This is a genomic window from Mesorhizobium sp. 113-1-2 (assembly GCF_016756475.1).
GTDB classification, from domain to species: Bacteria; Pseudomonadota; Alphaproteobacteria; order Rhizobiales; family Rhizobiaceae; genus Mesorhizobium; species Mesorhizobium loti_C.
This window is the reverse complement of the sequence record NZ_AP023242.1, coordinates 7,100,150-7,124,052: the sequence shown is the minus strand read 5'-3', so window position 1 is coordinate 7,124,052 and position 23,903 is coordinate 7,100,150. Positions and strand designations below refer to the sequence as shown.

The 23,903-nt window shown below is 61.7% G+C and carries 15 protein-coding genes, 1 tRNA gene and 2 pseudogenes; 13 read left to right on the top strand and 5 right to left on the bottom strand.

Going from position 1 to position 23,903, the window contains the following annotated elements:
* Positions 1-35: 35 nt before the first annotated feature.
* Positions 36-1,889 (bottom strand): AsmA family protein, encoded by a 1,854-nt coding sequence (locus JN279_RS34325; RefSeq protein WP_096454189.1) that lies wholly within the window; start codon positions 1,887-1,889, stop codon positions 36-38.
* Between the two features lie 198 nt (positions 1,890-2,087).
* Here JN279_RS34325 and JN279_RS34320 point away from each other — a divergent pair, with 198 nt between their 5' ends.
* Entirely contained in the window at positions 2,088-4,046 is a 1,959-nt protein-coding gene (locus JN279_RS34320; RefSeq protein ID WP_096454191.1) for an acetoacetate--CoA ligase, read from the top strand.
* Between the two features lie 246 nt (positions 4,047-4,292).
* Here JN279_RS34320 and JN279_RS34315 read toward each other — a convergent pair whose 3' ends face one another.
* Positions 4,293-8,378 (bottom strand): PAS domain S-box protein, encoded by a 4,086-nt coding sequence (locus JN279_RS34315; RefSeq protein ID WP_202351402.1) that lies wholly within the window; start codon positions 8,376-8,378, stop codon positions 4,293-4,295.
* Positions 8,379-8,628: 250 nt separating this feature from the next.
* On the opposite strand from JN279_RS34315, the gene JN279_RS34310 reads away from it, so the two are divergent.
* The 5 genes and pseudogenes from JN279_RS34310 to JN279_RS34290 all read left to right on the top strand — a co-directional run bounded on the left by JN279_RS34310 (position 8,629) and on the right by JN279_RS34290 (position 11,790).
* Entirely contained in the window at positions 8,629-9,087 is a 459-nt protein-coding gene (locus JN279_RS34310; protein ID WP_096454195.1) for a phasin, read from the top strand.
* A 349-nt stretch (positions 9,088-9,436) separates the two neighbouring features.
* Positions 9,437-9,513 (top strand) — tRNA-His (locus tag JN279_RS34305).
* A 42-nt stretch (positions 9,514-9,555) separates the two neighbouring features.
* Positions 9,556-10,389 (top strand): hypothetical protein, encoded by an 834-nt coding sequence (locus JN279_RS34300; RefSeq protein WP_202351401.1) that lies wholly within the window; start codon positions 9,556-9,558, stop codon positions 10,387-10,389.
* Positions 10,390-10,419: 30 nt separating this feature from the next.
* Positions 10,420-11,563, top strand: a pseudogene (locus tag JN279_RS34295) (TrbI/VirB10 family protein).
* A 2-nt stretch (positions 11,564-11,565) separates the two neighbouring features.
* Positions 11,566-11,790 carry a DUF2274 domain-containing protein gene (locus tag JN279_RS34290; protein WP_096454197.1) on the top strand — a complete coding sequence of 75 codons (225 nt, stop codon included), beginning with the start codon at positions 11,566-11,568 and terminating at the stop codon, positions 11,788-11,790.
* A 212-nt stretch (positions 11,791-12,002) separates the two neighbouring features.
* Here JN279_RS34290 and JN279_RS34285 read toward each other — a convergent pair whose 3' ends face one another.
* The gene (locus JN279_RS34285; RefSeq protein ID WP_010914453.1) at positions 12,003-12,959 is read right to left on the bottom strand and encodes an NAD-dependent epimerase/dehydratase family protein; all 957 of its coding nucleotides are present in this window, start codon (positions 12,957-12,959) and stop codon (positions 12,003-12,005) included.
* Between the two features lie 531 nt (positions 12,960-13,490).
* Between JN279_RS34285 and JN279_RS38445 the strand changes: the two are divergent.
* The 3 genes and pseudogenes from JN279_RS38445 to JN279_RS34270 all read left to right on the top strand — a co-directional run.
* Positions 13,491-13,937 (top strand): annotated as a pseudogene (locus tag JN279_RS38445) (substrate binding domain-containing protein); the annotation flags it as partial.
* Positions 13,865-14,107, top strand: coding sequence for a LysR substrate-binding domain-containing protein (locus tag JN279_RS38980; RefSeq protein WP_446720435.1), 243 nt, complete (start codon positions 13,865-13,867; stop codon positions 14,105-14,107). The pseudogene JN279_RS38445 and the gene JN279_RS38980, both read left to right, overlap by 73 nt.
* A gap of 453 nt (positions 14,108-14,560) precedes the next feature.
* Positions 14,561-15,961 (top strand): aminotransferase, encoded by a 1,401-nt coding sequence (locus tag JN279_RS34270; protein ID WP_096454201.1) that lies wholly within the window; start codon positions 14,561-14,563, stop codon positions 15,959-15,961.
* Positions 15,962-16,141: 180 nt separating this feature from the next.
* Here the strand turns inward: JN279_RS34270 and JN279_RS34265 are convergent, their stop codons facing one another.
* Together JN279_RS34265 and JN279_RS34260 are read right to left on the bottom strand one after the other, a co-directional pair.
* Positions 16,142-17,041 (bottom strand): helix-turn-helix domain-containing protein, encoded by a 900-nt coding sequence (locus JN279_RS34265; protein WP_096454203.1) that lies wholly within the window; start codon positions 17,039-17,041, stop codon positions 16,142-16,144.
* 333 nt (positions 17,042-17,374) lie between these two features.
* Positions 17,375-18,286, bottom strand: a complete 912-nt coding sequence (locus tag JN279_RS34260) for a LysR substrate-binding domain-containing protein (RefSeq protein ID WP_096454205.1) — start codon at positions 18,284-18,286, stop codon at positions 17,375-17,377.
* A 114-nt stretch (positions 18,287-18,400) separates the two neighbouring features.
* Here JN279_RS34260 and JN279_RS34255 point away from each other — a divergent pair, with 114 nt between their 5' ends.
* The 4 genes from JN279_RS34255 to JN279_RS34240 are packed head-to-tail and all read left to right on the top strand — an operon-like array spanning position 18,401 to position 23,757.
* Positions 18,401-19,504, top strand: a complete 1,104-nt coding sequence (locus tag JN279_RS34255) for a glycine cleavage T C-terminal barrel domain-containing protein (RefSeq protein WP_096454207.1) — start codon at positions 18,401-18,403, stop codon at positions 19,502-19,504.
* A 29-nt stretch (positions 19,505-19,533) separates the two neighbouring features.
* Positions 19,534-21,159 carry an acyl-CoA synthetase gene (locus JN279_RS34250; RefSeq protein WP_096454209.1) on the top strand — a complete coding sequence of 542 codons (1,626 nt, stop codon included), beginning with the start codon at positions 19,534-19,536 and terminating at the stop codon, positions 21,157-21,159.
* On the top strand, positions 21,156-22,907 hold the full coding sequence (locus JN279_RS34245; RefSeq protein ID WP_096454211.1) for an acyl-CoA dehydrogenase: 1,752 nt from the start codon (positions 21,156-21,158) through the stop codon (positions 22,905-22,907). The genes JN279_RS34250 and JN279_RS34245 overlap by 4 nt, the downstream gene beginning before the upstream one ends.
* Positions 22,908-22,950: 43 nt before the next feature.
* On the top strand, positions 22,951-23,757 hold the full coding sequence (locus tag JN279_RS34240) for a crotonase/enoyl-CoA hydratase family protein (RefSeq protein ID WP_096454213.1): 807 nt from the start codon (positions 22,951-22,953) through the stop codon (positions 23,755-23,757).
* Positions 23,758-23,903: the final 146 nt, after the last annotated feature.

Here is a 23,903-nt window from a genome sequence, read left to right as displayed (position 1 = left end):
GCATGCCCTCAGGCCTGATCCGTACAAGCTCGCTTCTATTCGCCCGAAACGCCGCGGCTTATCGGGGAAATGAACGGCGTGTTCCAGGTTCCGCCGACGAAGAAGGACGACTGGTTGGGCCCTTGCTGGCCGGTCTTTTGCGTCGTCGCCTGGTCTGGCTGGATGACGCCGCCGGACAGTGCCAGCCCGCGCCCCGCATAGGAGGCGATGCCGGAGAGCCAGATCTTGTATTTCGCCGAATTGGCCTCGGCCTTGTCCAGCCTCGCCACGCCTCGCGAAATGGTCGCCTTCACTTCGGCGCCGTCGATAGGCAGCGTGCCGTCCGAAACATCGTCTAGCGCGAAGAAGCCGCCCTGTTCGGTATGCTTGAGAAAGGCCGGCAGGTTGAACTTGCTGAGCGCGCCCGGGCCGAAGGTCGCCGAGACCGAGCCGTCGGCGTTTTCAAAGATCGAATCCCAGGTCCTGCCCGGCCCCTTGAGGATGACCGAAACGGTGCCCGTGCCGACCGGCACCAGCCGGGTCATGCCGGCCGCCGTACCGAACGCGCCGCCATCGACATCGGACGCAAGCAGCCGGATCTCGACCTGCGTGCCCTCGGGCTTGCGGTCGAAACGAAGGCTGGTCTGGATGTTGCCGCCAAAGGCGGAGGCGTCGGAGATATCGAAGACGGAAAGACCATCCTTGACCTGGGCGGTGGCGGCGACATCGGCAAGCTGGATGGCGCCGGCCGTGGCATGCGCCGCCGACAGCCTGAGATCGAGATTGACCCGGTCAGCGAAACCTGCCTCGACGTCCTCTGACCCAGCCCCGCTCGCCGGCCCCAGCGGCGTGAAGGCGGACAGGAAGGACCTGAGGTCGAGCGTGTCGAAGGCGAGCGTGCCCGAGATCACCGGCTGGGCGTCGCCAAGCGACAGGTCCAGCGCGCCCATGCCCGGATTGTTGTCCAGCGCCAGCGCGGTGTTCTCGAATTTGATGCGTCCGGCCGACGCCGTGACCTTGCTCGAAATGCTGACGGAGCCGATCGCAGCACTTGGCGCGATGCCGGCCTGCGACCATTCCAGCACGCGGCGCAGCGAAGGTGCCGCGAACTTCACCTGGCCGTCGAAATAGGCGTTCTCGGACATGCTGGCCGTGCCGTCGAAGGAGAAGGTGGCGGGCGCGGCCTTGAAGGACAGGGTGAGCGGCGCCACGCCGCCGGCAAACAGCACCAGCGGCTTCGGCGAGGCAGCGTCGAGGGCGACGCTTTCGCCACGCCAGATCCCGCTTGCCGACAGTGTGGCATTGCTGTTCATCGCCGCCCAATTCGCCTGGCCGCTGAGGCTGCTCAGGATTTCCACGTCCTTGCCGTCGACGGAAGCCACCATGCGGCCGTCCCTGAACTCAACCGTGCCGAAGGCGTCGGCCGGCAGCTTGTCGAGATCGGGCTTGGCGGGGTCGGCATTGACCACGCCGCGCGCCGTGTCGATGGAGCGCGCGATGCGGCCCCCGGTCGGTGCCGTGGGCAGGAACAGGCCATCCGCTGTGCGCTGAACCCGGATCGTCGGCCGCACCAGCCGTGCCGTGGAGAACGCCACGTCGCCCTGCAAGGCCGCCATGGCCGAGAGGTCGATCTCCACCCGTTCGGCTTCGACGACCGGCGGCGCATCGGTGTCCGTCCACTTGGACAGCGTCACGTCGGTCAGGATTGCCCGGAATTTCGGCCAGACCTCGATGCGCGGCGAGCCTTCGATGGCGACCCGGAATCCGCTCCAGGCGCTCATTTCCCAGGCGATGCGGTCGCGCACGATACGCGTCGAGGCGATCAGCGGCAGGGTGGCGACCACCAGAGCAATGACGATCACGGCAGCGCCGATCGCCCATACTCCGCGGCGGATCAAGGATGATGGCATCTCGCCCTATATGCTTCCGTTCCGATAAATCGCCCGACAGACATAACCCCAGTCGTCACTACGACTTAGGACTGAGGCATTTCAAGTCTTTATGGCCCGGCGATGGCATTTGCGCACACCTGAGGGTATCGGCCCAACAAAATCTTGCTCTGCTGCGCTGCGATATGCATAAGCGATGACGACCGAGGAGGATCGATCATGGCTGCCGAAGTACCGCTCTGGACCCCGACGCAAGACCGGATCGACGCTTCGCCATTGACAGCTTTCCTAAAGGCGGCGGAGGCGAAAGCCAGTGCCACATTCTCCTCCTATGCCGACCTTCACCGCTGGTCGGTAGAGGACCGCGAAGGATTTTGGAGTCTGGTCTGGGACTTTTCCGGCATTGCCGGCGACAAGGGCGAGCGCCTGCTGGCCGATGGCGACAAGATGCCGGGTGCCTCCTTCTTTCCCGACGCAACGCTGAATTTCGCCGAGAACCTGTTGAAGAAGACCGGCGCCGGCGAGGCGATCGTCTTCCGCGGCGAGGACAAGGTCGAGCGGCGCCTGTCCTGGAACCAGCTGCATGGCCTGGTCTCGCGCCTGCAGCAGCTTTTCCTGTCGCTCAAGGTCAAGAAGGGCGACCGCATTGCCGCGATGATGCCGAACATGCCTGAGACCGTCGCCGCCATGCTGGCCGCGGCCTCCATCGGCGCGGTGTGGTCATCCTGCTCTCCCGATTTCGGCGAGCAGGGCGTGCTCGACCGCTTCGGCCAGATCGAGCCCGTCATCTTCATCGCGCCCGACGGTTATTGGTACAATGGCAAGGCGATCGAGGTCGCCGACAAGGTCGCGGCTGTCGCGGCCAAGCTCGGCAGCGTCCGTAAGGTCCTGCTCGTCGATTATCTCGGCACGTCGGCCGACGTGGCCGCAACCATAGACAAGGCGGTGGCGATGGACGAGGCGCTGTCGCCCTTCGCCGTCAAATCCGTCACCTTCGAGCGGCTGCCATTTTCGCATCCGCTCTACATCCTGTTTTCATCGGGAACGACCGGCATCCCCAAATGCATCGTCCATTCGGCCGGCGGCACGCTGATCCAGCATGTCAAGGAACATCGGCTGCATGCCGGCCTCGTCGACGGCGACCGCTTCTTCTATTTCACCACCTGCGGCTGGATGATGTGGAACTGGCTGGTGTCGGGCCTCGCTTCCGGGGCGACGCTGCTACTTTATGACGGTTCGCCCTTCTACCCCGACGGCAATGTCCTGTTCGACTTCGCCGATGCCGAGAAGATGACCTTCTTCGGCACCTCGGCCAAGTTCATCGATTCCGTGCGCAAGGCCGGCCTCAAGCCGATCCGCAGCCATGATCTTTCGAGTGTGCGGGCGATTTCGTCCACCGGTTCGCCGCTGTCGCCCGAGGATTTCCGCTTCGTCTATAACGGCATCAAGAAGGACGTGCATCTCGCCTCGGTTTCCGGCGGCACCGACATCGTCTCCTGCTTCGTGCTCGGCGTGCCGACGCAAGCTGTCTGGACCGGCGAGATCCAGGGACCCGGCCTCGGCCTGGCTGTCGATGTCTGGGATGACGACGGCAGGCCGATCCGGCAGGAGAAGGGCGAACTGGTCTGCACCAAAGCGTTCCCGTCCATGCCAATCGGTTTCTGGAACGACCCGGACGGCAAGAAGTACCAGGCGGCCTATTTCGAGCGTTTCGACAATGTCTGGTGCCATGGCGATTTCGCCGAATGGACCGTGCATGGCGGCATGATCATCCATGGCCGTTCCGATGCCACGCTCAATCCGGGCGGCGTGCGCATCGGCACGGCGGAGATCTACAACCAGGTCGAGCAGATGCCGGAAATCCTGGAAGCGCTATGCATCGGCCAGGATTTCGACAATGACGTGCGCGTCGTGCTGTTCGTGCGGCTGGCCGCGGACGTCAAGCTGGATGAGGATCTGGAAAAGCGCATCCGTGCCAAGATCCGCAGCGGCGCCAGCCCCCGTCACGTGCCGGCCAGGATCGTCGCCGTATCGGATATTCCGCGCACCAAGTCGGGCAAGATCACCGAACTCGCCGTGCGCGACGTCGTGCATGGCCGCGCCATCAAGAACAAGGAAGCGCTCGCCAACCCGGAAGCGCTGGAGCTGTTCCGGAACCTGCCGCAGCTGGCCGAGTGACCCCGACCGGCATGGTTAACGAACTATGTCGCGGGAATTTACCTAGATTTCACGAGTGGTACACATTCGTAAATTTTTCGACGAGCCGGTAAGGACTTGTTAAGGCCCGACCCCGATAGTCGCATGTAACTTGAGGGAGAAATCCCGTTCCTCAGCCCCCGGAGGATCTGAATTCGCTCAAGCCCCCGTTGTGACAGCAATCCCATCTCTTAAGGCGTCCTTTGGGCGCCTTTTCTTTTGGGCGTGCTATTCCGCAAGCACCCGGGTCGAGGGAAAAGCGACCTCCACCAGCGTGCCTTCGCCGGGCGTCGAATTGATGGTGAAGCGGGCGCGGTTTGCCTCCACCATCGCCTTGGTCAGCGGCAGGCCGAGACCGGTGCCGTCGCCACGCCCGCGCTTCAGCGCGTTGATCTGCTTGAACGGCTTCAGCGCCTGTTCGATCTCGGCCTGGCTCATGCCAATGCCAGTGTCGCGCACGCGCATGACGACGTCGCCCGAGGTTTCATAGGCGGTCGAGACGATCACCTGGCCGCCGGCCTGGGTGTAGCGGATGGCGTTGGACAGGATGTTGAGCGCGATCTGGCGCACACTGCGCAGGTCGGCCACCACCTCCGGCAGTCGCGAGGCGAAGCTGGAGCGGATGATGACGCGTTCGCGGTTTGCCTGCGGCTGCATCATAGCCACGGTCTCGGCCAGCGTATCGTTGAGCGACACCGCCTCATAGGCCATCTCCTGCTGGCCGGCTTCGATCTTCGAGATGTCGAGCAAGTCGTTGACCAGGTCGAGCACATGGTTGCCCGAGCGGTTGATGTCGCGCAGATAGTCACGGTAGCGGTCATTGGCGACCGGCCCGAACTTCTCGTCGACCATCAGTTCGGAGAAACCGATGATGGCATTGAGCGGCGTGCGGATCTCGTGGCTGATGCGGGCCAGGAAATCGGTCTTCTGCGAGGAAGCCCGTTCGGCCACCGCACGCGCCTGGGTGAGATCTTCCTCGGCTCGCTTCCACTGCGTGATGTCGCGCACGACGGCACAGAAACCGCTGTCATTGGGCAGCCGGCCGATGGTCATGAACAGCGGGATGAAGCGCCCCTGCGCTTCGCGCCCGATCACCTCGCGGCCGTCATTCATTACGCTCGCCACGCCGGGCTCGGACAGTCCAGCGAGATAGTCGCGCGCCGCGCGCTGGCTCTCGATGGCGAACAGCGAGGCGAACGGCTTGCCGGCCACCTCGTCGCTGTCAAAACCGAACAGCGCCTCGGCCGGGCGGCTGATCGAGCGGATGGTGCCGTCGCTGCCGATCAGCACGACGCCGTCGGTGGCGGTGTCGATGATGGTGCGCATCTCGGCGATGCGGGCCTTGAGCTCGGAAATGTCGGGCTGCGTCGGCTCCTCGCCGACCGCGTGCAAGGCGGTGGGCGCGTCATCCTCGCCGGAGCGGCGCACGACCAGCATCAGTGCCTTGCCCTCGCGCCAGGGAACGGAACGCAGGATGGCGTCGATCGGGAATTCCTGTCCGCCGTGCGTCCTCAGCCGCAGCGCCCGGTCGCTGCCGTCGGAGGCGCCATCATCGGCGTAGGGGTCTGCAAACAGCGCGCCCAGGCCGCCGGCATCCTCGAGGTCGCCGAGGGCGGCGTAGCCGGTCAGGTTCAGGAACTCTTCATTGGCATAGTGCAGCTGGTCGCCCGAATGGATGAGCAACGGCACCGGCAGCTTGCCAAGCAGCAAGGTGTCCGGAGCCTTGCTCTCGTCGCCGACGGAAAACGCTGATGGCACGAACCCTTCGGTCTTGAGCGGCGGCACCTGCAGGCGTGGACGCTGAATCTCGGCTGCATCGCCTGCGCCGACAATCTCAGCGGCTGGCGGAATGGCTTGCCCGTCGGAGACAGTCGATGGCGCAACATGCTCTGGGGTCTGATCATCAGCCCTGGCATCTTCTGCGCCGTCACTCCAATCCTCATTGTCTTCGGCATCGCGAAAATCGGCCGACGTCATGCTGTCATCATCGTCGGCCGCAACATGTCCGGCGTCCGAAACTGCCGGTTCATCATCAATCGCAGTGGGCTCGGCACGTTTCGATTCTGCCGCTACGGGTTCTGAAACCGGGAGCCCGTCATTGTCCGCGACGGAGCTGGGCTCATCGGCGCGGTCGGCGTAGCTGAGCAGCGAGCCTGTCGCACCGGCCGGCGTGTCGGCATGCGCCTCGTGAACCATGTCGTCCGGATGGGCGCCGTCGAGCCGTGCGAGATCCGCCTCGTCCTCGTCCTCGGCATCGGTCTCGGACGGCTCGGCCAGTACCGCGTCGTTCCCTGGTTCCGCAGGCGGGATTTCGCCGGCTTCTGCCGGCTCCTGATCCGGGACAGCGTCAGGCGTCGACGCAACCTCGCGGATGGGCTCGATCGGAGCCTCTGTCTTCGCAACCGGAACTTCCGCAGCTGTTTCCGCGGTGGGCGCAGCCGGCGCCTTGGTCTCTGGTTCCGACGGGATTTCGGCGCTGGGCTTCTCGGCCTCCGGCGGCTCGGCCGGCGCACTGTCTTTCTTCAGCCGCTCGCCGATCTCACGAAAGGCGCTGCGTTCCAGCGTCGACAGCCCCTTGTCGTTGGCCGGCTGCCGGTGTTCGGCCAGCCGGATGACCTTGTCGGCAAAGCGCCGCTCCTGTTTCGGCACGATGGTCAGCGCCGGCACCTCGCCCTTGAACGGGTCCGCCGCGTTTGGTTCCTCGGCCTTCGGCTCTTCCGTCTTCGGCTCTTCAGCGGGAGGCTCGACGGCTGCCGGTTCCGGCGTCGCCGGCGCCTTGCCGTTGGGCACCAGGGCCATGCCGATCGCCTCTGGATCGACGACCGCATCGCCGGTTCGCGCTACGCCGAAGCCGCGAAAACCTTCGAAGGCGCGGCTGCGGCCATAGACGGGCAATGCCGCCAGGTCGACGGGGATCTTCAGGTCCGTGCCGACGACTGGCCACAGCACGGAGCGGCCGGACCAGGTGTCGCGCCGTTCCAAGAGGCCGGCGATCTCGCCGGACGCGTCAAGGCCGAAGGCCGCGGCGACATCCCTGAAGCGCCGGCCGATCACATCGGCGGCCGGCTTGCCGACAATGTCGGCGAATTCCGGCGATAGCGCGCTGAATTTGCCCTCGGCGTCGGTGCGCCAGACGAAGCGCAGCGGCGCTGCCGAGCGGTCTATCGTCCGGGCAGCCGGGCTTGCGACCGGCGCAGCAGGCGGGGCGGCCTCGTCCTGCTTCGCGCTGGAAGCCTCGCCGCCGATCGCTTCGACCTCGTTTCTCGGCGCCGACGCGGGTCGCGCGTCATCCTCGCCGGCATGGAAATACCAATGATCGTGCTGTGCGGGCGCGCCGCCCGCTACCGGCTGATCGTTGTCGGCGGCAACCGGTGTCGGCCCGGTCGGCTCCGCAATCGCTTGTGTTGCCGGTTCCGGCATATCTGCGGCCACGGGATCGGAAGGAGCAGACTGCTCAATCTCTGCAGTGGCGGGGGGTGGCTCGATCGCTTCTGCCTGCGAAACATCCGCCGTCGGCTGATTGTCCTGGTGAGGCTCGGATTCTGCGGTGGCCTTTTCTACCGCTGTTGTTTCACCGCCAATCTCGTTGGCGGGGCTTTCCGCTGCTGTGGGGAGGGTGTTTGCCGAGGCTTCCGCAGCAGAAGCGTTGTCCTCAAGCTGATTCTCGTCGATCACCACCAGGAGATGCCGCTCCGGCGTCAGCCGTGCGAGGCCGGCCGGGTAGGAGGTGTTGCCGCCCGGAACGAGGCGCTTGACGATGCGCTCGTCCTCGGCAGCGACATCGGCCACCAAAGCGGCCAGCGTTGCCGGCTGGATGCCGAGCTTCGAAAATCCGTCCGACGCCGCCTCGACATTGCCCCCGGCATCGATGAAGGCGATGAAATGGCCGTCTTCGGTGAAGCCGCTGATCGCCCGGCTGGCGATCTCGGCGGCGCTGCGCGAGCCTGTCTGCGTCGCCGGCACCGCCAGCATGATCGCCTTCTCGCCGTCGGGCAGGGTCACGGCACTTGCCTGGAAGCCGATGGTGCGGCTGGTCATGCCGGTCGCCAGCCTGACGGTGATGCCGCGATCGCTGCCGATCTCGGGAAAGCCGCTGGTCGCCATGATCTGGCGGCGGGCAATCAGCGGCAGCTGTGCCGAGGCGCCGATGATCGCTTCGATGTCGGGATAGCCGAATAGGGCGGCGCCCGGCCCATTGGCCCAGATCACCTGCTCCAGGTCCACCGACAGGATCGCGATCGCGTCGCCGGCGGCAAAGCGCTGGCGCACCGCATCGAGCACGGCGACGTCGAGGAAGGAATATTCGGACGGCATGCGCTTGGCGAACCCTCACGGAGCGGCGAAATTTGCAGTTAACGCTTTGTTAATAAAAGCCGGCGGCGCGAAGGTCCACAAGCCAGAACGTGCAAAGGCCGGTTTCTGGGCTTTTGGTTAACGGCCAGAAAGAAATTTATGGTGCACTGCAACAAAGATATTGCAATGCACAAAATTTGCCTTTATATTGCCATCATAACTGAACGAGACGGCTTTCTGTCAAAGCCGCTGCCGCTGAAAAGGATGGAAAATGTCCAGGACCAAGACCGCCGAGACGATCGAAAACGTTGAATTCCCGAGCTTCGACGCTTCCAAGGCCACCGACCAGATCCGCGCTTTCGCCGAGAAGGGCGTTGAGCAGTCGAAAGAGGCCTATGCCAAGCTGAAGACCGGCGCCGAGGAGACCCAGAAGGCTCTGGAGTCGACCTACGAGACCGCCAAGACTGTTTCCAGCGACCTGTCGCTCAAGACCATCGCGGCGCTGCGCGCCAATGCCGAAGCCGGCTTCTCGCATCTCGAAGCCCTGATCGGCGCCAAGTCGCTGTCGGAAGTCGTCGAGCTGCAGACCTCCTTCCTGCGCAAGCGTATCGAGTTGACCGTCGAGCAGGCCAAGGACTTCCAGGCTGTTGCCTCCAAGGCGGCCGAAGATGTCTCGAAGCCGATCAAGACCGCCTTCGAGAAGGCTGTGAAGGACATCAAGGCTGCCTAACATTTGCGCATGATTTGAAGATGCAACAAAAGGTCGCATTTTCTTAAAAATGATCAGGCGTAGGATGGGTGCCATCAACGAATACCCGGCGAGTGGAACCTCCTCCCTCTGCTCCCCGGGGTGACCAGCCAGCACCTCCTCCCGCTGGCTCGTAACAGGAAAAGGCCGGCACCTCCTCCCGCCGGCCTTTTTCTTTGCCCGGCGAAACCCGCCCGATACGGCGAGATGTGGGGAAGTGGCCTTTGCTTCGCAAAAGCCTTGAATTAAAATCCATAAGCCCGTATGGACGCATCGCCGAACGACAGAGCGCTCGAGTGGTTTTCCACTTCGACCCCGCTCAGGCAAGTGTGCCGTTGTAGCTCAGCTGGTTAGAGCGCCGGATTGTGGATCCGGAGGTCGCTGGTTCGATCCCAGCCAACGGTACCATCGGCTTCTCCCATAACTCATTGATGGAAGGCCAAGCGCCAAATGAGCGTCGATGTCTTTATCGCACTGGCCGGGGACAAGCTCATGGGCGAAATCACGCGCGACGATGCGCGTGCGGTGCACAAATATTGGTTGGATCGAATCGCGCCCGCCAACGGCAAGGCAGACCGTTCGGCGTCGACCGGCAACCGAAACATGGGGAATCTGCGAACCCTATACGCGGATTACTATCGCCACCTCGGTTCTCCCGAGCAGAAGAACCCGTTCGCCGACCTTTCATTCAGCGACAAGTCGAAACGCGGCCGCCCGCCTTTCCCGACCATCTGGATTCGCGACAAGATCTTCGCGCCAGGCGCACTCGCTGCGCTCAATGACGAAGCGCGAGGCATAGTGCTCGCCTTCGCGGAGACGGGGGCAAGACCGAGCGAACTTGCTAACTTGCACGCTGGCGTCATCCATCTCGACCACGAAGTGCCTCACATCTCGGTCGAGCCGCGAGATGATCCTGACGATCCGCGCGAAATCAGAACGGCCTCATCCGTGCGAAAGATACCTCTGGTCGGTGTGGCGCTTGAGGTGTTCAAAAAGCACTCTAATGGCTTCCCGCGGTACAAGGATCGCGAGGCCTCCCTCTCGGCCCTGCTCAACAAGCACTTCGAGAACCACAAACTGTTCCCAACCGACAAACATACGGTCTATTCCCTACGCCATTCGTTCGAAGATCGCATGAAGAACGGCAGGTTGGACGAGGAACTCCGCCGCATGCTGATGGGCCACACGATCGATCGGCCGAAATACGGCGAGGGTGGCGATATGAAGATGTGGCAGGAAGAACTCATGAAGATCGTGTTGCCGTTCGATCCAGCGATCGTTTGACACGCCGGTGAACCGCAGCGAGCCGGTCTCATGAACGAGAACGAAGTCGCTGCCGCCCCGATGCAGATTCGCGCCGAGCCGCCGCGTGTCACGCGCCTGTCGCGCAAGGTGCTCGCCGGCATCGGCTTATGTGCATCGCTTGGCGTCGGCGGCACGCTGATCTACGCGCTTCAGACGAGTGAAACCGGCAGGCATGGCGACGAGCTGTACTCGACGTCCAACAGGCAGCCCGCCGACGGACTGGCCAGCCTGCCTCGCGACCGTTCTTGGGCCGCCGCTGCCTGGCGATCTTGGCCGGCCGATGCTTGATGCCCAGAATAAGGGACAGCCCGTCGTGCCGCCAATGATCGCGACGCCCATGGTCGATGAGGCGGAACAGCGCCGGCGGGCCGAAGAGGAGGCGGCCCCAACCTCGCGTGTTTTCTTCCAGACGGGACAGACAACTGTGGGGATAGCCGAAACGCCAGGAGGAATTGCCCCACCGAACCTTGCCACTGCCGACCTTGCGGGTCCGATTGGCCAGTCGACCGCGCAAGACCGACAGCTCGCCTTCTTGAATGCGGCCGCTGATCGGCGCACCGTGGCGCCGGATCGCGTCACGCCGCCGGCCTCGCCCTATGTGCTTCAGGCAGGGGCCGTCATCCCGGCGGCCCTCATCACCGGTATCCGTTCCGATCTGCCCGGTCAGATCACCGCGCAGGTGACCGAAAATGTCTATGACAGTCCCACGGGTCGCTCGCTGCTGATCCCGCAAGGTACGCGTGTCGTTGGCCAGTACGACAATGGGGTCGGCTTCGGCCAGCGTCGCGTGCTGCTCGTCTGGAGCAGGCTGGTCTTTCCCAACGGACGCTCCATTGTTCTTGAACGCCAGCCTGGCACTGACGCCCAAGGCTATGCCGGCCTTGAGGACGGCGTCGACTACCATTGGGCCGACCTGTTCAAGGCGGCCGCACTCACCACCATCCTTAGCGTCGGTGCGGAGGCCGGCTCGTCCGGCCAGGAAAGTGACATCGTGCGCGCCTTACGCGGCGGCGCCTCCGACAGCCTCAGCCAGGTGGGCCAGCAGATCGTCCAGCGCCAACTCAACATCGCACCGACGCTGACGATACGGCCGGGCGTCAATGTGCGTGTCGTCGTTACGCGCGATCTCGTGCTCGAACCCTACGGAGGCTGAAAATGGCCAAGCTGAAACTCGGTCCGATTGCAGACGACAAGCCGGTTAAGGTCACAGTGGAACTGCCGGCGCCGCTGCACCGCGATCTGTCCAGATATGCTGAGATCCTTGGCCGCGACGCGGGTCAGCCGCCAACTGATCCTGTTCGCCTGATTGTGCCCATGCTTGAGCGATTTATCGCGACGGATCGGGGCTTTGCCAGAGCCAAGCAGGAGCTGAAGGGTTGAGGGTCACCTCGCCGCAAGGCAGAACGAGCAATGCCAAAAGGCAGCACGGTTCACTGCTCTGACCGGCAGTGATGAGTTTCTTGAGATCCATCAGTTCCTCCCATCAGCCCTCCAAAGTTCAAGTTACGCTTTGCGAGAAAAACCCGCATTCTCATTTGATAGACGCAATGCGGGTGTCGACCTGCGCCGAGGCTGAGAAGTATCTGGCACTCCTACCGGCTGAGTTTCCCGTTCGCCACCAGCCACTCGACGGACTCATACACTGCCTGGAGCGACGAATACCGCGGGTCGTAGCCCAGGAGGTTCCGCGCCTTGGCGATCGAATGGCTCGGGCTGCGTGCAATGTGCTCCCAGGTGGCGCGCCAATTTTCTTCGGTCTGCTTGCCCTTCCACGTATCGAACGGCTCGTAGCTCAGCCGCGGGGCGTGGCCGAACCAGTTGTACAGGGCCTCGGCGTAGCCGCGCAGATTGATCGCCTGAGGCGAGACGGTGTTGAAGGCCTCGCCCACCGCGTTGCTCCAGCTCACAATGGCGCGCATCACCATCTGTGCTACGTCGTCGGCATGCACGTGGTGCACTGTCTCGTTGCCAAGATTGGGCAGCACCAGCGGCTCGCCACGGGCGATCTGGGAGAACACACCGACGTCGAAGTGCCCCGCCGGATTGAGCGGCTCCCAGCCAGGCCCCACGATATGGCCGGGACGAAACACCGTGGCTGGAAAACCGTTCCGCCTGGCTTCGTTGAGCAGCCAGCTCTCGATCTCGGCCTTTTGCGTGCCATAGCTGCCGAACGGATTCTTCGGCTGGTCCTCTGTCGCGGGGATTGCGGTATTGTGCCCATAGACCCAGATGGTGCCGCAATGGAGGAAGTGCTGCACCTCGCCTCGCAGCGCACCAACGATCTGCTTGGTGCTGTCGAGGGTGAAGGAAATCATGTCCACCACGATATCGGCCTTCAGCGCGCGGACCTTCTCGCCGAATGTGCCAGCCTTCTCCTCCGTGTCGCGGTCGATCACTACGGGCTCGACCGATTTCCACGCCGCATTCAGCGTATAGGCTGCGCGCTGGCCGCGGCTGACATTGACCACTTCATATCCGGCCTCGACCAGCCGCGGCACTAGGTACGTGCCGACATGGCCGCTGCCGCCGATGATCACTACGCGTGTCATTTTCGCCTCGCCGATTGCTGGCGGATTGTGCCACTGGGAGTTGGCGAACGCCACTCGATTCCGCCGCGGGTCAACGCCCAGACCTGCCGATGCAGACAGAAGTGATCGATGCCATCGTTCTGAAACCGGGCGCGCGGTCGCCATCGGCACCGGGGAGGTAGCGAGAGACTCGGGGGGCGGTGACACGGCCGCATCTGTCTCTCCAATACGGCTTGCGGATTCGTGGTCCGCATTAATCGGGCTCCTTCTTCGGTTCGCCAGACCATACGAGAGAATACGAAGGAAACGGCTTGGCGAACCATCCGCTAACGTATTGATTTTGTGTAGAAAACGCTGACCCTCAGCGACTAACATAATCGTTATCCGCCAATGGGTTACGAAGCGGTTCGCCCAAATTGATTCAAGAAGCTGATCCAGCCACCCACTGAGCGCATTTATCTTCTATCGAATGGCGCTTTGCGCCTCAATTCTGCCATCCAGCACAGCGTCTGCCGGTCTCAAAGCTGACGCGTAGCCGGAGCCGAGCTCTCAGGGCGCATCAGGATCACGGCTCCAACCATAATCGGCATAACACGCTTGCCGGCCATTCTCGCTGCATTCGACGTCAGGCAACCCGGTGTCATTCTGGAGGTCAACCTTACCAATCGGCGTGTCGATCTCATTGCGGAAGGGTTCGACGCCGCCGTCCGGATTGACAAACTGCCGGATTCCGGTCTGGTTGCTCGGCGTCTGGGGACCTATGGTTTCGCCTGCTGCGCAGCTCCCGACTTTGTCCGACGCTGCGGCAAGCTCACCCATCCCAGTCAGCTGTCGCAGGCGCGTTGCTTGCTCAATCTCAATTTTGTGCCGCGCAACCGATGGCCCTTTATTGGGCCAAGTGGGGAAGAACTCACGGTCACTGTAGGATCGAGGTCGACCTTGATGAAGCTCAGCGCAAGCTCGCCATCGATGGTGCCGGTATTGCTTGTTTGCCGCTAGATCTAGTGAAAGGCGATCTTGCTGAAGGGCGCCTGGTGTCGATGTTTTCAGACTGGACCATGCCAACGATGCCCATACACACCGTTCAGCCCTCCCGCCGCTTTGTTCCCCAAAGGGTAAGGGAGTTTCTGACAGTTTTGGCAGCCAGTTTCAGTGACGATCCCATCTGACATTAAGCGAGCACCTAGGCCGAAGGCAGCAAGCGGTATGTCCCGCTCGCGCAAAGCTCCCTGTAGGGTGGCCCCGGCAACTTACGGCGAGAGCAGGGCGCTAAACAAATTTGACCGCGACGGACAATCGTTTGGCATTCGTCCGCGTCGACGTGAAAGTCCGCAATTCAGCGCACGGTGATGCGACGCCGCACGCAATGGTCGCGTCATCTTGGCTACCGGAGGGCCAGGGGAAGGACCTGGTTCGTCATTGGCGGCATGCCAGTCTATCAGTGCTCAATGGTAGTGCCAGGACAACGCCAATCGCCAAGGACAGGTTTGTGCGAGATGATCGCTTGGCAACCAGAAAAAGGCGGATGCCTACTTAATAGGCGTTGTCGCGCCGTACAGTGGCTAGAGCGAAAAAGGGCTTCCATGCTTCCTACAGCTAGTCTTTAGATTGTGAGGATTATTATGGTTAAACCTGCTCTCTCACCAACGGAAACCGGCGCCCCCACCAATGAGCGGTTTCACCTGATCCAGGCCGCCCCTCTGGCCGGCAGTATCGGTGCGGAAGCTCGCGAACTCATCACATCCTCGGAAGATATCTTCGTCACTGATCAGAGCGGCAGAAAACTGATCGACGGACCGGCAGGCATGTGGTGCATCAACGTGGGACATCGCAACCAAGCCCTGGCCGATACATTGCGCGACCAGGCAATGTCCCTGACCTATTCAACACCGTGGTATACAAGCAACGCTCCCGCGGAGAAGCTTGCGCAGATGCTCGCGGAGCGCGCGCCGGGTGACCTCAACCATGTCTTCTTGACGACTGGTGGTTCATCCGCGGTCGAAACAGCAATACGGCTCGTGCAATTCTACAACAACGTCCGTGGACTGCCGCAGAAGAAGTTGTTGATCTCACGCCAAGGAAGCTACCACGGCTCGACCTACCTGACGGCGTCGCTGAACGGCCGCCCGCGTGATCACGACTGGATGGATGGCGCAGGCGATCTCGTCAGAAAGCTGACTTGCCCCAATCCCTTCCACCGACCGGCGGACTTGTCGCTGGAGGCGTTCGAAGATTTCCTCGTCGATGAGTTCCGCGCGCTCATCGAGCGCGAGGGTGCCCAGCAGATCGCCGCTTTTATCGCCGAACCGATCCAGGCGAGCGGCGGAGTGTTGATGTCGCCGCCGAACTATCTCAAGCGCATGCGAGCGCTCTGCGCCGAAAATGACATTCTGTTTATCGCCGACGAGGTCGTCACCGCTTTCGGACGCCTCGGCCATATCTTCGCATCGCATGATGTGTTCGGAATCCAGCCGGATATGATCACTTTCGCGAAGGGCGTCACCTCCGGATATTTTCCTTTGGGCGGCCTCATGGTGTCCGATCGTCTGCTCAGCGGACTTCGCCGCCTGAACCATCCTAAGGCGAACTTCGTGCATGGTCTGACCTATTCCAGCCATCCCATCGGCTGTGCGGTGGCCATCCGCAATATCGAACTGTTGGAAGATGGCCTGCTTGAGCACGCGCGTGAAATCGGTCCCTATTTTCAGGAGCAGTTGCGGACGCTCGAGGAGCTGCCCCTCGTAGGCGAGGTGCGCGGCGCCGGACTGATGGCGGGGATTGAATGTGTTGCCGACGCCAAGACGGACAATCGTCTCGATCTTGATCTGACCGTCGGCAAGCGGATCGATTTTCACTGCCAGGAGAATGGGTTGCTAGTCCGCCCCCTGATCAACATGTGCGTGATGTCACCGCCGCTGACCATCAGCCGTTCGCAAATCGACATGATGACCGATGCTCTTCGCAAGGGGATTGAAGCCACCGCGGATGACCTGATCCGTGAGGGACTTTGGAAGCCGGCATGATCCGGCCGCCTGCCTTCCTTTTAGGCAGGGCAGATGGCTAGACGACAACCAACCAGCCTGAGCATTTTTGAAGCCGGGCCTGAAGCTCCCTTGGGGTGCCTTCAGGTTCTGAAGCGCAAGCCAGTGAACGCTGAGGATATGGAGCAAGTGCGGTGACGATGCGGGACGCCCTTGGCGATGCTAACCCTTCAGGGTCTGAGAGGGTGTTTCGCCGAAAAGCGACTTGTAGCGCAGCGCAAAGCGGCTCCAGTGAAAGAAGCCCCAATCCATTGCTATGTCAGATACCTTCCGCGGCGAACAACGAGCGTGCAGCAAGTCGCGGCGGGCGCCGTTGAGGCGAAGCATCATCAGGATTCTGTCGAGAGGGATCTGCGTGAAACTTTGGCAGGATGCCCTGAGGTTGAAGGGCGATACACCAAGATCTCGCGACAGCGACTTCACCGAATGGGGCATATCAGGCGCATCGAAAATTCGATCGCGGATCTTTCTATAGATTTTTTCTGTCTGCGCTATGTGCGGCATTTGGCGAACAAGGCTTTTCTGGAAAAGCAGCTCGAAACGATCTGTAATGACGTCCGCGAGCACGTCATCGAAGTCTCCCCACGCGCAGGGATGCGATTGTTGGCGAGCGCCACCGAGCAACGACAGCAGCCAGTCTGCAAGAAAAGCCGCATTCTCTAGCGGCGGTTCGACAAGCTCCGCTATTCTGCTGCGGTCCTCGTCCGCAACAGCATCACGCCTCAGGACGAGCATCAGCAGGTCGCTATCGGCATCCATGAACCCGATGCGATTGGTCCAGTTTAAGGCGAAACCTGAGACGCCGGGCGCTTTTTCGCCGCGGACCAATTCGCTTCGATCGCGTTTAGGGTAGTAATAGAAGATCATGCTGCCTTCAGGCGCCGAGAACATTTGTTCCGTGCCGACACTGATGGTCTCGCGCAAAATCTCCACGCCTGGGAGCAGGATAGCCATGGTTCGACCGTCATAGCCGCCGGTCGAGACCTGTCGGTATTCCTGCCGCCAACCTGGCAAGGACGCTTCCTGCTCCGTTGCGTCATGGAAGGTGGTCTCAAAATACACGCCGCGCGCACCTCCTGCACTACTCTGAAGAATTTAGCGCCGAACCCTCGGTTGAAGAAATTTCAGGACAAGACATCACTCGCTCGCCTGTGCGGCTATCCTAGCGCGGGACGTCGCTCGTCGCTACCGTACCACGCTCCGATTTCAGCCTGACCTGCGATCGTACTATCACCGGATCGTCGACCTCTATCCTTCCCGTTTCGGGTCAGTGCCCAGTTATTGGGCATTTTCCGGAGTCCATCGCGCCGGATGGCCCTCGCCGTTGGTGGGGGCACCACCTGATGCGGCTGCTGAAGCTGATGGTCATCGCCGCGAGCGCTACCTCATGGACGTTCAGCTTGCGTGCTTGTTGGCGTTTTCCGACTTCTGTACGGCGGACAGCAGCCATTCGACAAACAACGGGGCATCTGGATGGCGGCTGCTGCCTGCTGGTTGGATCAGATGAAACGCTTCATCGATAGGCACCGCGAGAGGAAACGGCGCTATCAATCGGCCGGAGGCCAGGGCATGTCCGGCAAGGGAACTGCGGCCCAGTGCTACGCCTGCACAGTCCGCCGCCAACTCAAACGCCGTCAAGGACGAGTCGAGATGCAACCCTGAACCGGCATCGACTTGCTGGGCTCCAGCCGCCTTTAGCCAGATGCCCCAGCCTTCATGATAGCCCAGCACGTGCAACAGGCGATGATGACGCAGGTCTTGCGGACTGTTCAGAGGATTGCGGCCAGGCAATTCGGGTGCGCAAAGGGGCGTGATGGTTTCCCACGTCAGGCGATGGCTGTTGAACCCAGGCCAGTGTCCGGTGCCGTATTGGATGTCGAGATCGAAGTCCTGCGCGTCAAAGGCGTCATTCCAGACGCTTGAAAGCAAGCGGATATTCTTGCCCGGATAACGTTCGAGATATTCGGGCAAGCGCTGAGCCAGCCAATTGACCGAGAAGGAAATGGCGCATCGCACGGTCAGCGAGCTAGTCCGGCGCTGGCCAAACACCTCACGCGTACCGATAGCCAGCCGTTCCATCGCATCCTGCACCTTGGGCAGATAGGCGGCGCCAGATTTGGTGAGCTCCAGGCCGCGCGGGCGGCGGATGAACAGCATATGGTGCAGATGGTGCTCCAACGATTTCACATGTTTGGACACCGCGGCTTGCGTGATGTGCAATTCGGAGGCGGCATGGGTGAAACTGAGCGTACGGGCCGAAGCCTCGAATGCGCGTAGCCATGTCAGAGGCGGCAGGTAACGGTTCATAAGCGCGCTCCAAAACACAGCCATAACTTTTTGTATGGGTATGCCCCCCTAATACGTCCTTTGACGAAACCGCGCCAGCCTGATCATTGGTTGTCGACCATAGGGGAGGGGCCGATGTTTTCAGTTTTCCCAACGGCGCGATTGCGGCCGTCACCGTTTTACGCCTCGGCCGTCGCCGAAGGTATGACCGCGGCAAGCATCTATAACCGGATGATCATGCCCACATCTTATGGTGATCCCGAGGCGGAATACTGGCGACTGATCAACGGCGTCTCTCAATGGGATGTCGGCGTGGAGCGCCAGGTGCAACTGAAAGGGCCGGATGCGGGCCGCCTGGCGCAGATCCTGTCACCGCGCGATCTGTCCAACTGCAAAGTCGGTCAGGGCAAATATGTGCCGCTATGCAACCATAGAGGCACGATCATCAATGATCCGATTCTGCTGAAGCTGGCGGATGACCTTTATTGGCTGTCGATTGCCGATAGCGACATCTGGTTTTGGGCCAGCGCCATTGCTGCCGAACGTGGCCTGACCGTCGAGGTCAGCGAGCCTGACGTCTCCCCCATGGCGCTGCAAGGGCCGAAAGCCGAGGATGTCGTGGCCCATGTATTGGGGGATTGGGTTCGACAGCTGAAGTATTTCTGGTTCAAGGAAACCGAAATCGAAGGCATCCCGGTGGCCGTTCAGCGCTCTGGGTGGTCCAAGCAAGGCGGGTTCGAAATCTATCTGAAAGACGGGACGCGCGGCACTCAGCTTTGGAATATTTTCAAGGAGGCGGGCCAGCCCTGGGGCATTGGCCCAGGCGCTCCTGCCACGGCGGAGCGCACCGAAAGCGGCCTTGTGTCGGTCGGCGGTGATACCGACGACGCGACCAATCCGTTCGAGGTGCGTCTGGGCAAGTACGTTGATCTTCATGTTGCCGATGACGTCGTGGGCATCCAGGCGCTACGCCGGATCGAGGCGGAAGGTGTCAAACGCCATCAGCTCGGTCTGGTGCTTGAAGGCCATGCCCCTGCTCCCCTGGGCTTCCGCCGCCAAGACATCATCCGCAATGGCCAGCGCATCGGCATGATGACCAATTGCGTCTGGTCACCGCGCCTGAAAGCCAACATCGGCTATGCGCTGATCGACGCAGGCGTGCCTGCAGGCGAAACAGTGCAGGTGATGCGCGATCCGGGGCCGGTTTCCGCCAAACTCGTAGAGCTGCCTTTTCTGTAACGCCGGGACCTTGGCCATAGGATCAGAGCATGAGACAGCACTACGACGCCGCCCGCCGCGATGACGCCAATTACGTGGCCCTGTCTCCACTGTCATTCCTGAAAAGGGCCGAGTTGGTCTACTCCGGGCGCGCTGCGGTGACTTATGGCGACATAAGGCGCACATGGGCACAGACTGGCGCTCGCTGCCGTTCGGTCGCGGCGGGGCTGGCGGCTTTGGGCGTGGGGCCGGGGGACACGGTTTCGGTGCTGTCGCCAAACATTCCTGAACTCTTCGAACTGCACTATGCCGTACCCTTGTTGGGGGCTGTGTTGAACACGATCAACACCCGCCTGGAGCCGGAAACCGTCGCCTATATCCTGGCGCATTCGGACTCGACGCTGGTGATTGCCGATACAGCCTTCGCGCCCCTGCTGCGTGAAGCCTTTCGATTGAATGGCAACACGCTCCCTGTGGTTGATATCGTCGATGCGCAGGCGCAGGCTTCTGCCGGGTTCGGCGAACGCAGCTATGACGATCTGGCGGCTCATTCTCCCATGGTATGGGAGCTGCCCAAGGATGAGTGGCAGGCGCTGGCGCTGAATTATACTTCCGGCACTTCGGGGCGGCCGAAGGGCGTGATTTATCACCATCGCGGCGCTTATCTGATGGCGATGGGGACGATTGCCGCATGGGCCTTGCCGCAGCACCCGACCTACCTGTCGGTCGTGCCCATGTTCCATTGCAACGGCTGGACCCATCCCTGGTCGATGGCGATCGTCGGAGCCAACATGGTTTTCACCCGCGATGCGTCGCCAGGCACACTGCTGGAGGCCATGGCGGCGCATCGCGTCACCCATATGGGAGCTGCGCCAATCGTGCTGCAAATGCTCTGCGACGGCCGCGATGCTTCCGCGCAGCCCTTCAATCCCCAGATCAGGGTCATGACCGCGGGTGCACCGCCTCCGCCCGCGGTTCTGGAAAAGGCCACGCAAATGGGTCTCGATGTGATGCAAGTGTACGGTCTGACCGAAACCTACGGTCATATTTCCCAATGTCTTTGGCAGGACGAATGGGAAGCCCTGTCCGTTTCTGCAAGAGCTGAAAAACAGGCGATGCAGGGCGTCGCCTTTCCGATGGTCGAGGACATCCGCGTTGTCGACCGCGACACCGGCACGGATGTACCGCGCGATGGGCTGACACAAGGTGAGATCGCCATTCGCGGCAATACGGTGATGAAGGGATATTACAAGGACGCGACCTCCACCGCGGCGGCCTTCGAGTCTGGCTGGTTCTGGTCCGGTGATGCCGCGGTGGTCCATCCTGACGGGTATATTCAGATCCGGGACCGGCTGAAGGATGTGATCATCTCAGGCGGGGAAAACATCTCGTCCGTCGAGGTCGAGTCCGTTCTATACCGACACCCTGCGATCAGCCTTGCGGCCGTGGTGGCCCGCCCGCATCCGAAATGGGGCGAGAGCCCATGCGCCTTTGTCGAACTGCGCGAGGGCGCGAGCGCGACCGAAGCGGAAATCATTGCCTTCTGTCGCGCCAATATCGCGCATTTCAAAGCGCCGAAAACGGTGGTGTTCGGCCCTTTGCCAAAAACCGCGACAGGCAAGATTCAGAAGTTCATTCTGCGGGCGGCAGCCCGTGACCTGGGGCCTCAGGCATGACTTTTGAAGCACCATTAAAGGACTTGATGTTCAATATCGCCCACATCGCGCCATGGTCCGGCGATGCGATGGGTGATCTCGAGATAGCGTCAGCGATCCTCGAAGAGTTCGGCCGCTTTTGTGCCGAGGAAATCGCACCGCTGAATGCCGCGGGCGACCGCATCGGCTCGCACTGGGACGGAGGTCACGTCCAAACGCCGCCCGGATTCCGTGAGGCCTATGCCAAGTTCATGGACATGGGCTGGCAGGGGTTGCGTCATCCTTCGGAATTTGGCGGGCATGATATGCCCCGCGCTGTCGCCGCTGCGGCGACCGAAATCATCAACGCGGCCAATATGAGTTTTGCGCTATGTCCTCTTTTGACCGATGGCGCGATCGAGGCGCTTCTGCGTTTCGGGTCGCCTGAAATCCAACAGACCTATCTGCACAATCTGGTTTCCGGCAAATGGACCGGCACGATGAATCTGACCGAGCCGCAGGCGGGCAGCGATCTGGCCCTGATACGGACAAGAGCCGAACGCCAGGCGAATGGCACCTATCAGATCTCCGGAACAAAGATCTTCATCACCTATGGCGAGCATGATCTGGCCGAGAATATCATTCACCTCGTCCTTGCTCGAACGCCTGGCGCGCCCGACGGCGTCAAGGGCATCAGCCTGTTTCTCGTGCCGAAACTGCTGGTGGGCGAAAGTGGCGAACCCGGCGCGCAAAATTCGCTCCGCTGCCAAAGCATTGAACACAAGCTCGGCGTCAGAGCGAGCCCGACGTGCATGCTCGAATTCGAAAGCGCCACGGGCTATCTGATCGGCCGCGAAAACGCCGGGCTGGAATTCATGTTCACGATGATGAACGCGGCCCGCTTCGCCGTAGGCGTTCAAGGGGTTGCGATAGGCGAACGTGCATATCAAATGGCTCTGTCTTACGCAAAGGCCCGTATACAGGGCCGTCCAGTCGGTGGTAGCTCCCTTGAGGCAGTTCCCATTATCCTTCACGCCGATGTCCGCCGCATGCTGGCGCACATGCGCGCCACGACCGAAGGGGGCCGTGCCCTTGCCGCCGCTGCCGCGGGATGGCAGGACCGTGCGCAGTTTGCCGCCACGCCGGAACTGAGAGCGGAGGCCCTGGCGATAGGTGAATTTCTTGTGCCGCTGGTCAAGGGCTTCTGCACCGAGATGAGCCTGCAGGTCGCATCAACCGGCGTGCAGATTTATGGTGGCATGGGATTCATCGAAGAAACGGGCGTTGCCCAGTACTACCGCGATGCACGAATCTTGCCGATCTACGAAGGTACAACGGCCATCCAGGCCAATGATCTGCTGGGCCGCAAGACGCTTCGGGACGGTGGATCAACGGCGAGACGCCTCGCTGCATTGATAGCTCAAACAGAAAATGCCCTACGGCAAGGCTCGCCCGTGGCGCAGGAGATCGCCGCGCAGTTGTCCGGCGCGCGGGAAGCATTTGAGTCCGTCGTTGCCCATCTGGTTGCGGTCAAGCCAACGGAGTTGAACGCCGCTTATGCCGGCGCCGTGCCCTATCTGATGCTGGCTGGCAATCTTGTAGCGGGCTGGCAACTGGCCCGCTCGGTCCTCGTCGCCGAAGCGGAACTGGAGGACGGCCAAGATCCCGATTTCATGACCGCCAAGATCGCCACGGCACGGTTCTACGCCCGACACATTCTCGGGGAGACCGACCTTCAGCGAGCCCGGGTCATGGACGGCGCCGCAAGCCTGTTGGACATCGAATTCTGAATAGAACAATCAACCCTCTTCAACTCGGGAACAGGACCGTACAATGGCCATCCAAATCGACATCACCCGATACAAGAACCTTGCCGTGGAGGCTCATGACGAGGGGGTTTGGGTCGTAACGCTGAACCGCCCCACCAAACGCAATGCGCTGGATGCCGACACGATCGAGGAACTGGTCGACTTTTTTTCCACCGCGCCTCGCGCGGGTGTGCGCGCGATTGTGCTGGCCGGGTCGGGGGACCATTTCTGCGCGGGACTCGACTTGATCGAACATCATCAAGCTGACCGCAGCCCGGCGGACTTCATGCATATTTGCCTGCGCTGGCACGAGGCCTTCAACAAAATGGAATATGGCGGCGTGCCGATCATAGCGGCGCTGCAGGGTGCCGTCGTCGGCGGTGGGCTGGAATTGGCGAGCGCCGCCCATATCCGGGTGATGGACAAGACAACCTATTTTGCACTGCCTGAAGGCCAGCGCGGGCTTTTCACCGGCGGCGGCGCAACGATCCGCGTCACCGATCTGGTGGGCAAGGCGCGCATGATCGACATGATGCTGACGGGCCGGGTGTATCAAGGGCAAGAAGCGGTCGATCTGGGGCTTGCGCAGTACATCGTCGAAGGCTCAAGTTTCGAGAAGGCCCTGGAACTCGCCCACAAAACAGCGCAGAACCTGCCCCTGTCCAACTTTGCGATCTGCTCCGCTGTGAGCCATATGCAGAATATGTCCGCGCTGGATGCCGCTTACGCCGAGGCTGTCGTCGCGGGTGTGGTGAACACCCAGCCGGAAGCACGTGCTCGGCTCGCCGCCTTCGCCGACAAAAGCGCGGCGCGTGTGCGGGCCAACTATTGATAGACGTCACGCCTGTCGATATTGAAAGCCTGCACGGAGCGTCTTGCGGCGCCCTGAGAAACGCATTTCCCGGCGATGAAAAAGTTGACGCACTGAAGGAACGCGCCGTTCCGCAGAGTTCCGCGCCGCTGATGCTCGAGGGTCAG

Bases quoted from the DNA above. Each gene is read 5' to 3' on its own strand.
- JN279_RS34320 (WP_096454191.1), top strand. From the start codon at position 2,088: ATGGCTGCCGAAGTACCGCTCTGGACCCCGACGCAAGACCGGATCGAC.
- JN279_RS34260 (WP_096454205.1), bottom strand. From the start codon at position 18,286: ATGAACCGTTACCTGCCGCCTCTGACATGGCTACGCGCATTCGAGGCT.
- JN279_RS34285 (WP_010914453.1), bottom strand. From the start codon at position 12,959: ATGACACGCGTAGTGATCATCGGCGGCAGCGGCCATGTCGGCACGTAC.
- JN279_RS34240 (WP_096454213.1), top strand. From the start codon at position 22,951: ATGGCCATCCAAATCGACATCACCCGATACAAGAACCTTGCCGTGGAG.
- JN279_RS34255 (WP_096454207.1), top strand. From the start codon at position 18,401: ATGTTTTCAGTTTTCCCAACGGCGCGATTGCGGCCGTCACCGTTTTAC.
- JN279_RS34270 (WP_096454201.1), top strand. From the start codon at position 14,561: ATGGTTAAACCTGCTCTCTCACCAACGGAAACCGGCGCCCCCACCAAT.
- JN279_RS34290 (WP_096454197.1), top strand. From the start codon at position 11,566: ATGGCCAAGCTGAAACTCGGTCCGATTGCAGACGACAAGCCGGTTAAG.
- JN279_RS34310 (WP_096454195.1), top strand. From the start codon at position 8,629: ATGTCCAGGACCAAGACCGCCGAGACGATCGAAAACGTTGAATTCCCG.
- JN279_RS34250 (WP_096454209.1), top strand. From the start codon at position 19,534: ATGAGACAGCACTACGACGCCGCCCGCCGCGATGACGCCAATTACGTG.
- JN279_RS34315 (WP_202351402.1), bottom strand. From the start codon at position 8,378: ATGCCGTCCGAATATTCCTTCCTCGACGTCGCCGTGCTCGATGCGGTG.
- JN279_RS34300 (WP_202351401.1), top strand. From the start codon at position 9,556: ATGAGCGTCGATGTCTTTATCGCACTGGCCGGGGACAAGCTCATGGGC.
- JN279_RS34325 (WP_096454189.1), bottom strand. From the start codon at position 1,889: ATGCCATCATCCTTGATCCGCCGCGGAGTATGGGCGATCGGCGCTGCC.
- JN279_RS34245 (WP_096454211.1), top strand. From the start codon at position 21,156: ATGACTTTTGAAGCACCATTAAAGGACTTGATGTTCAATATCGCCCAC.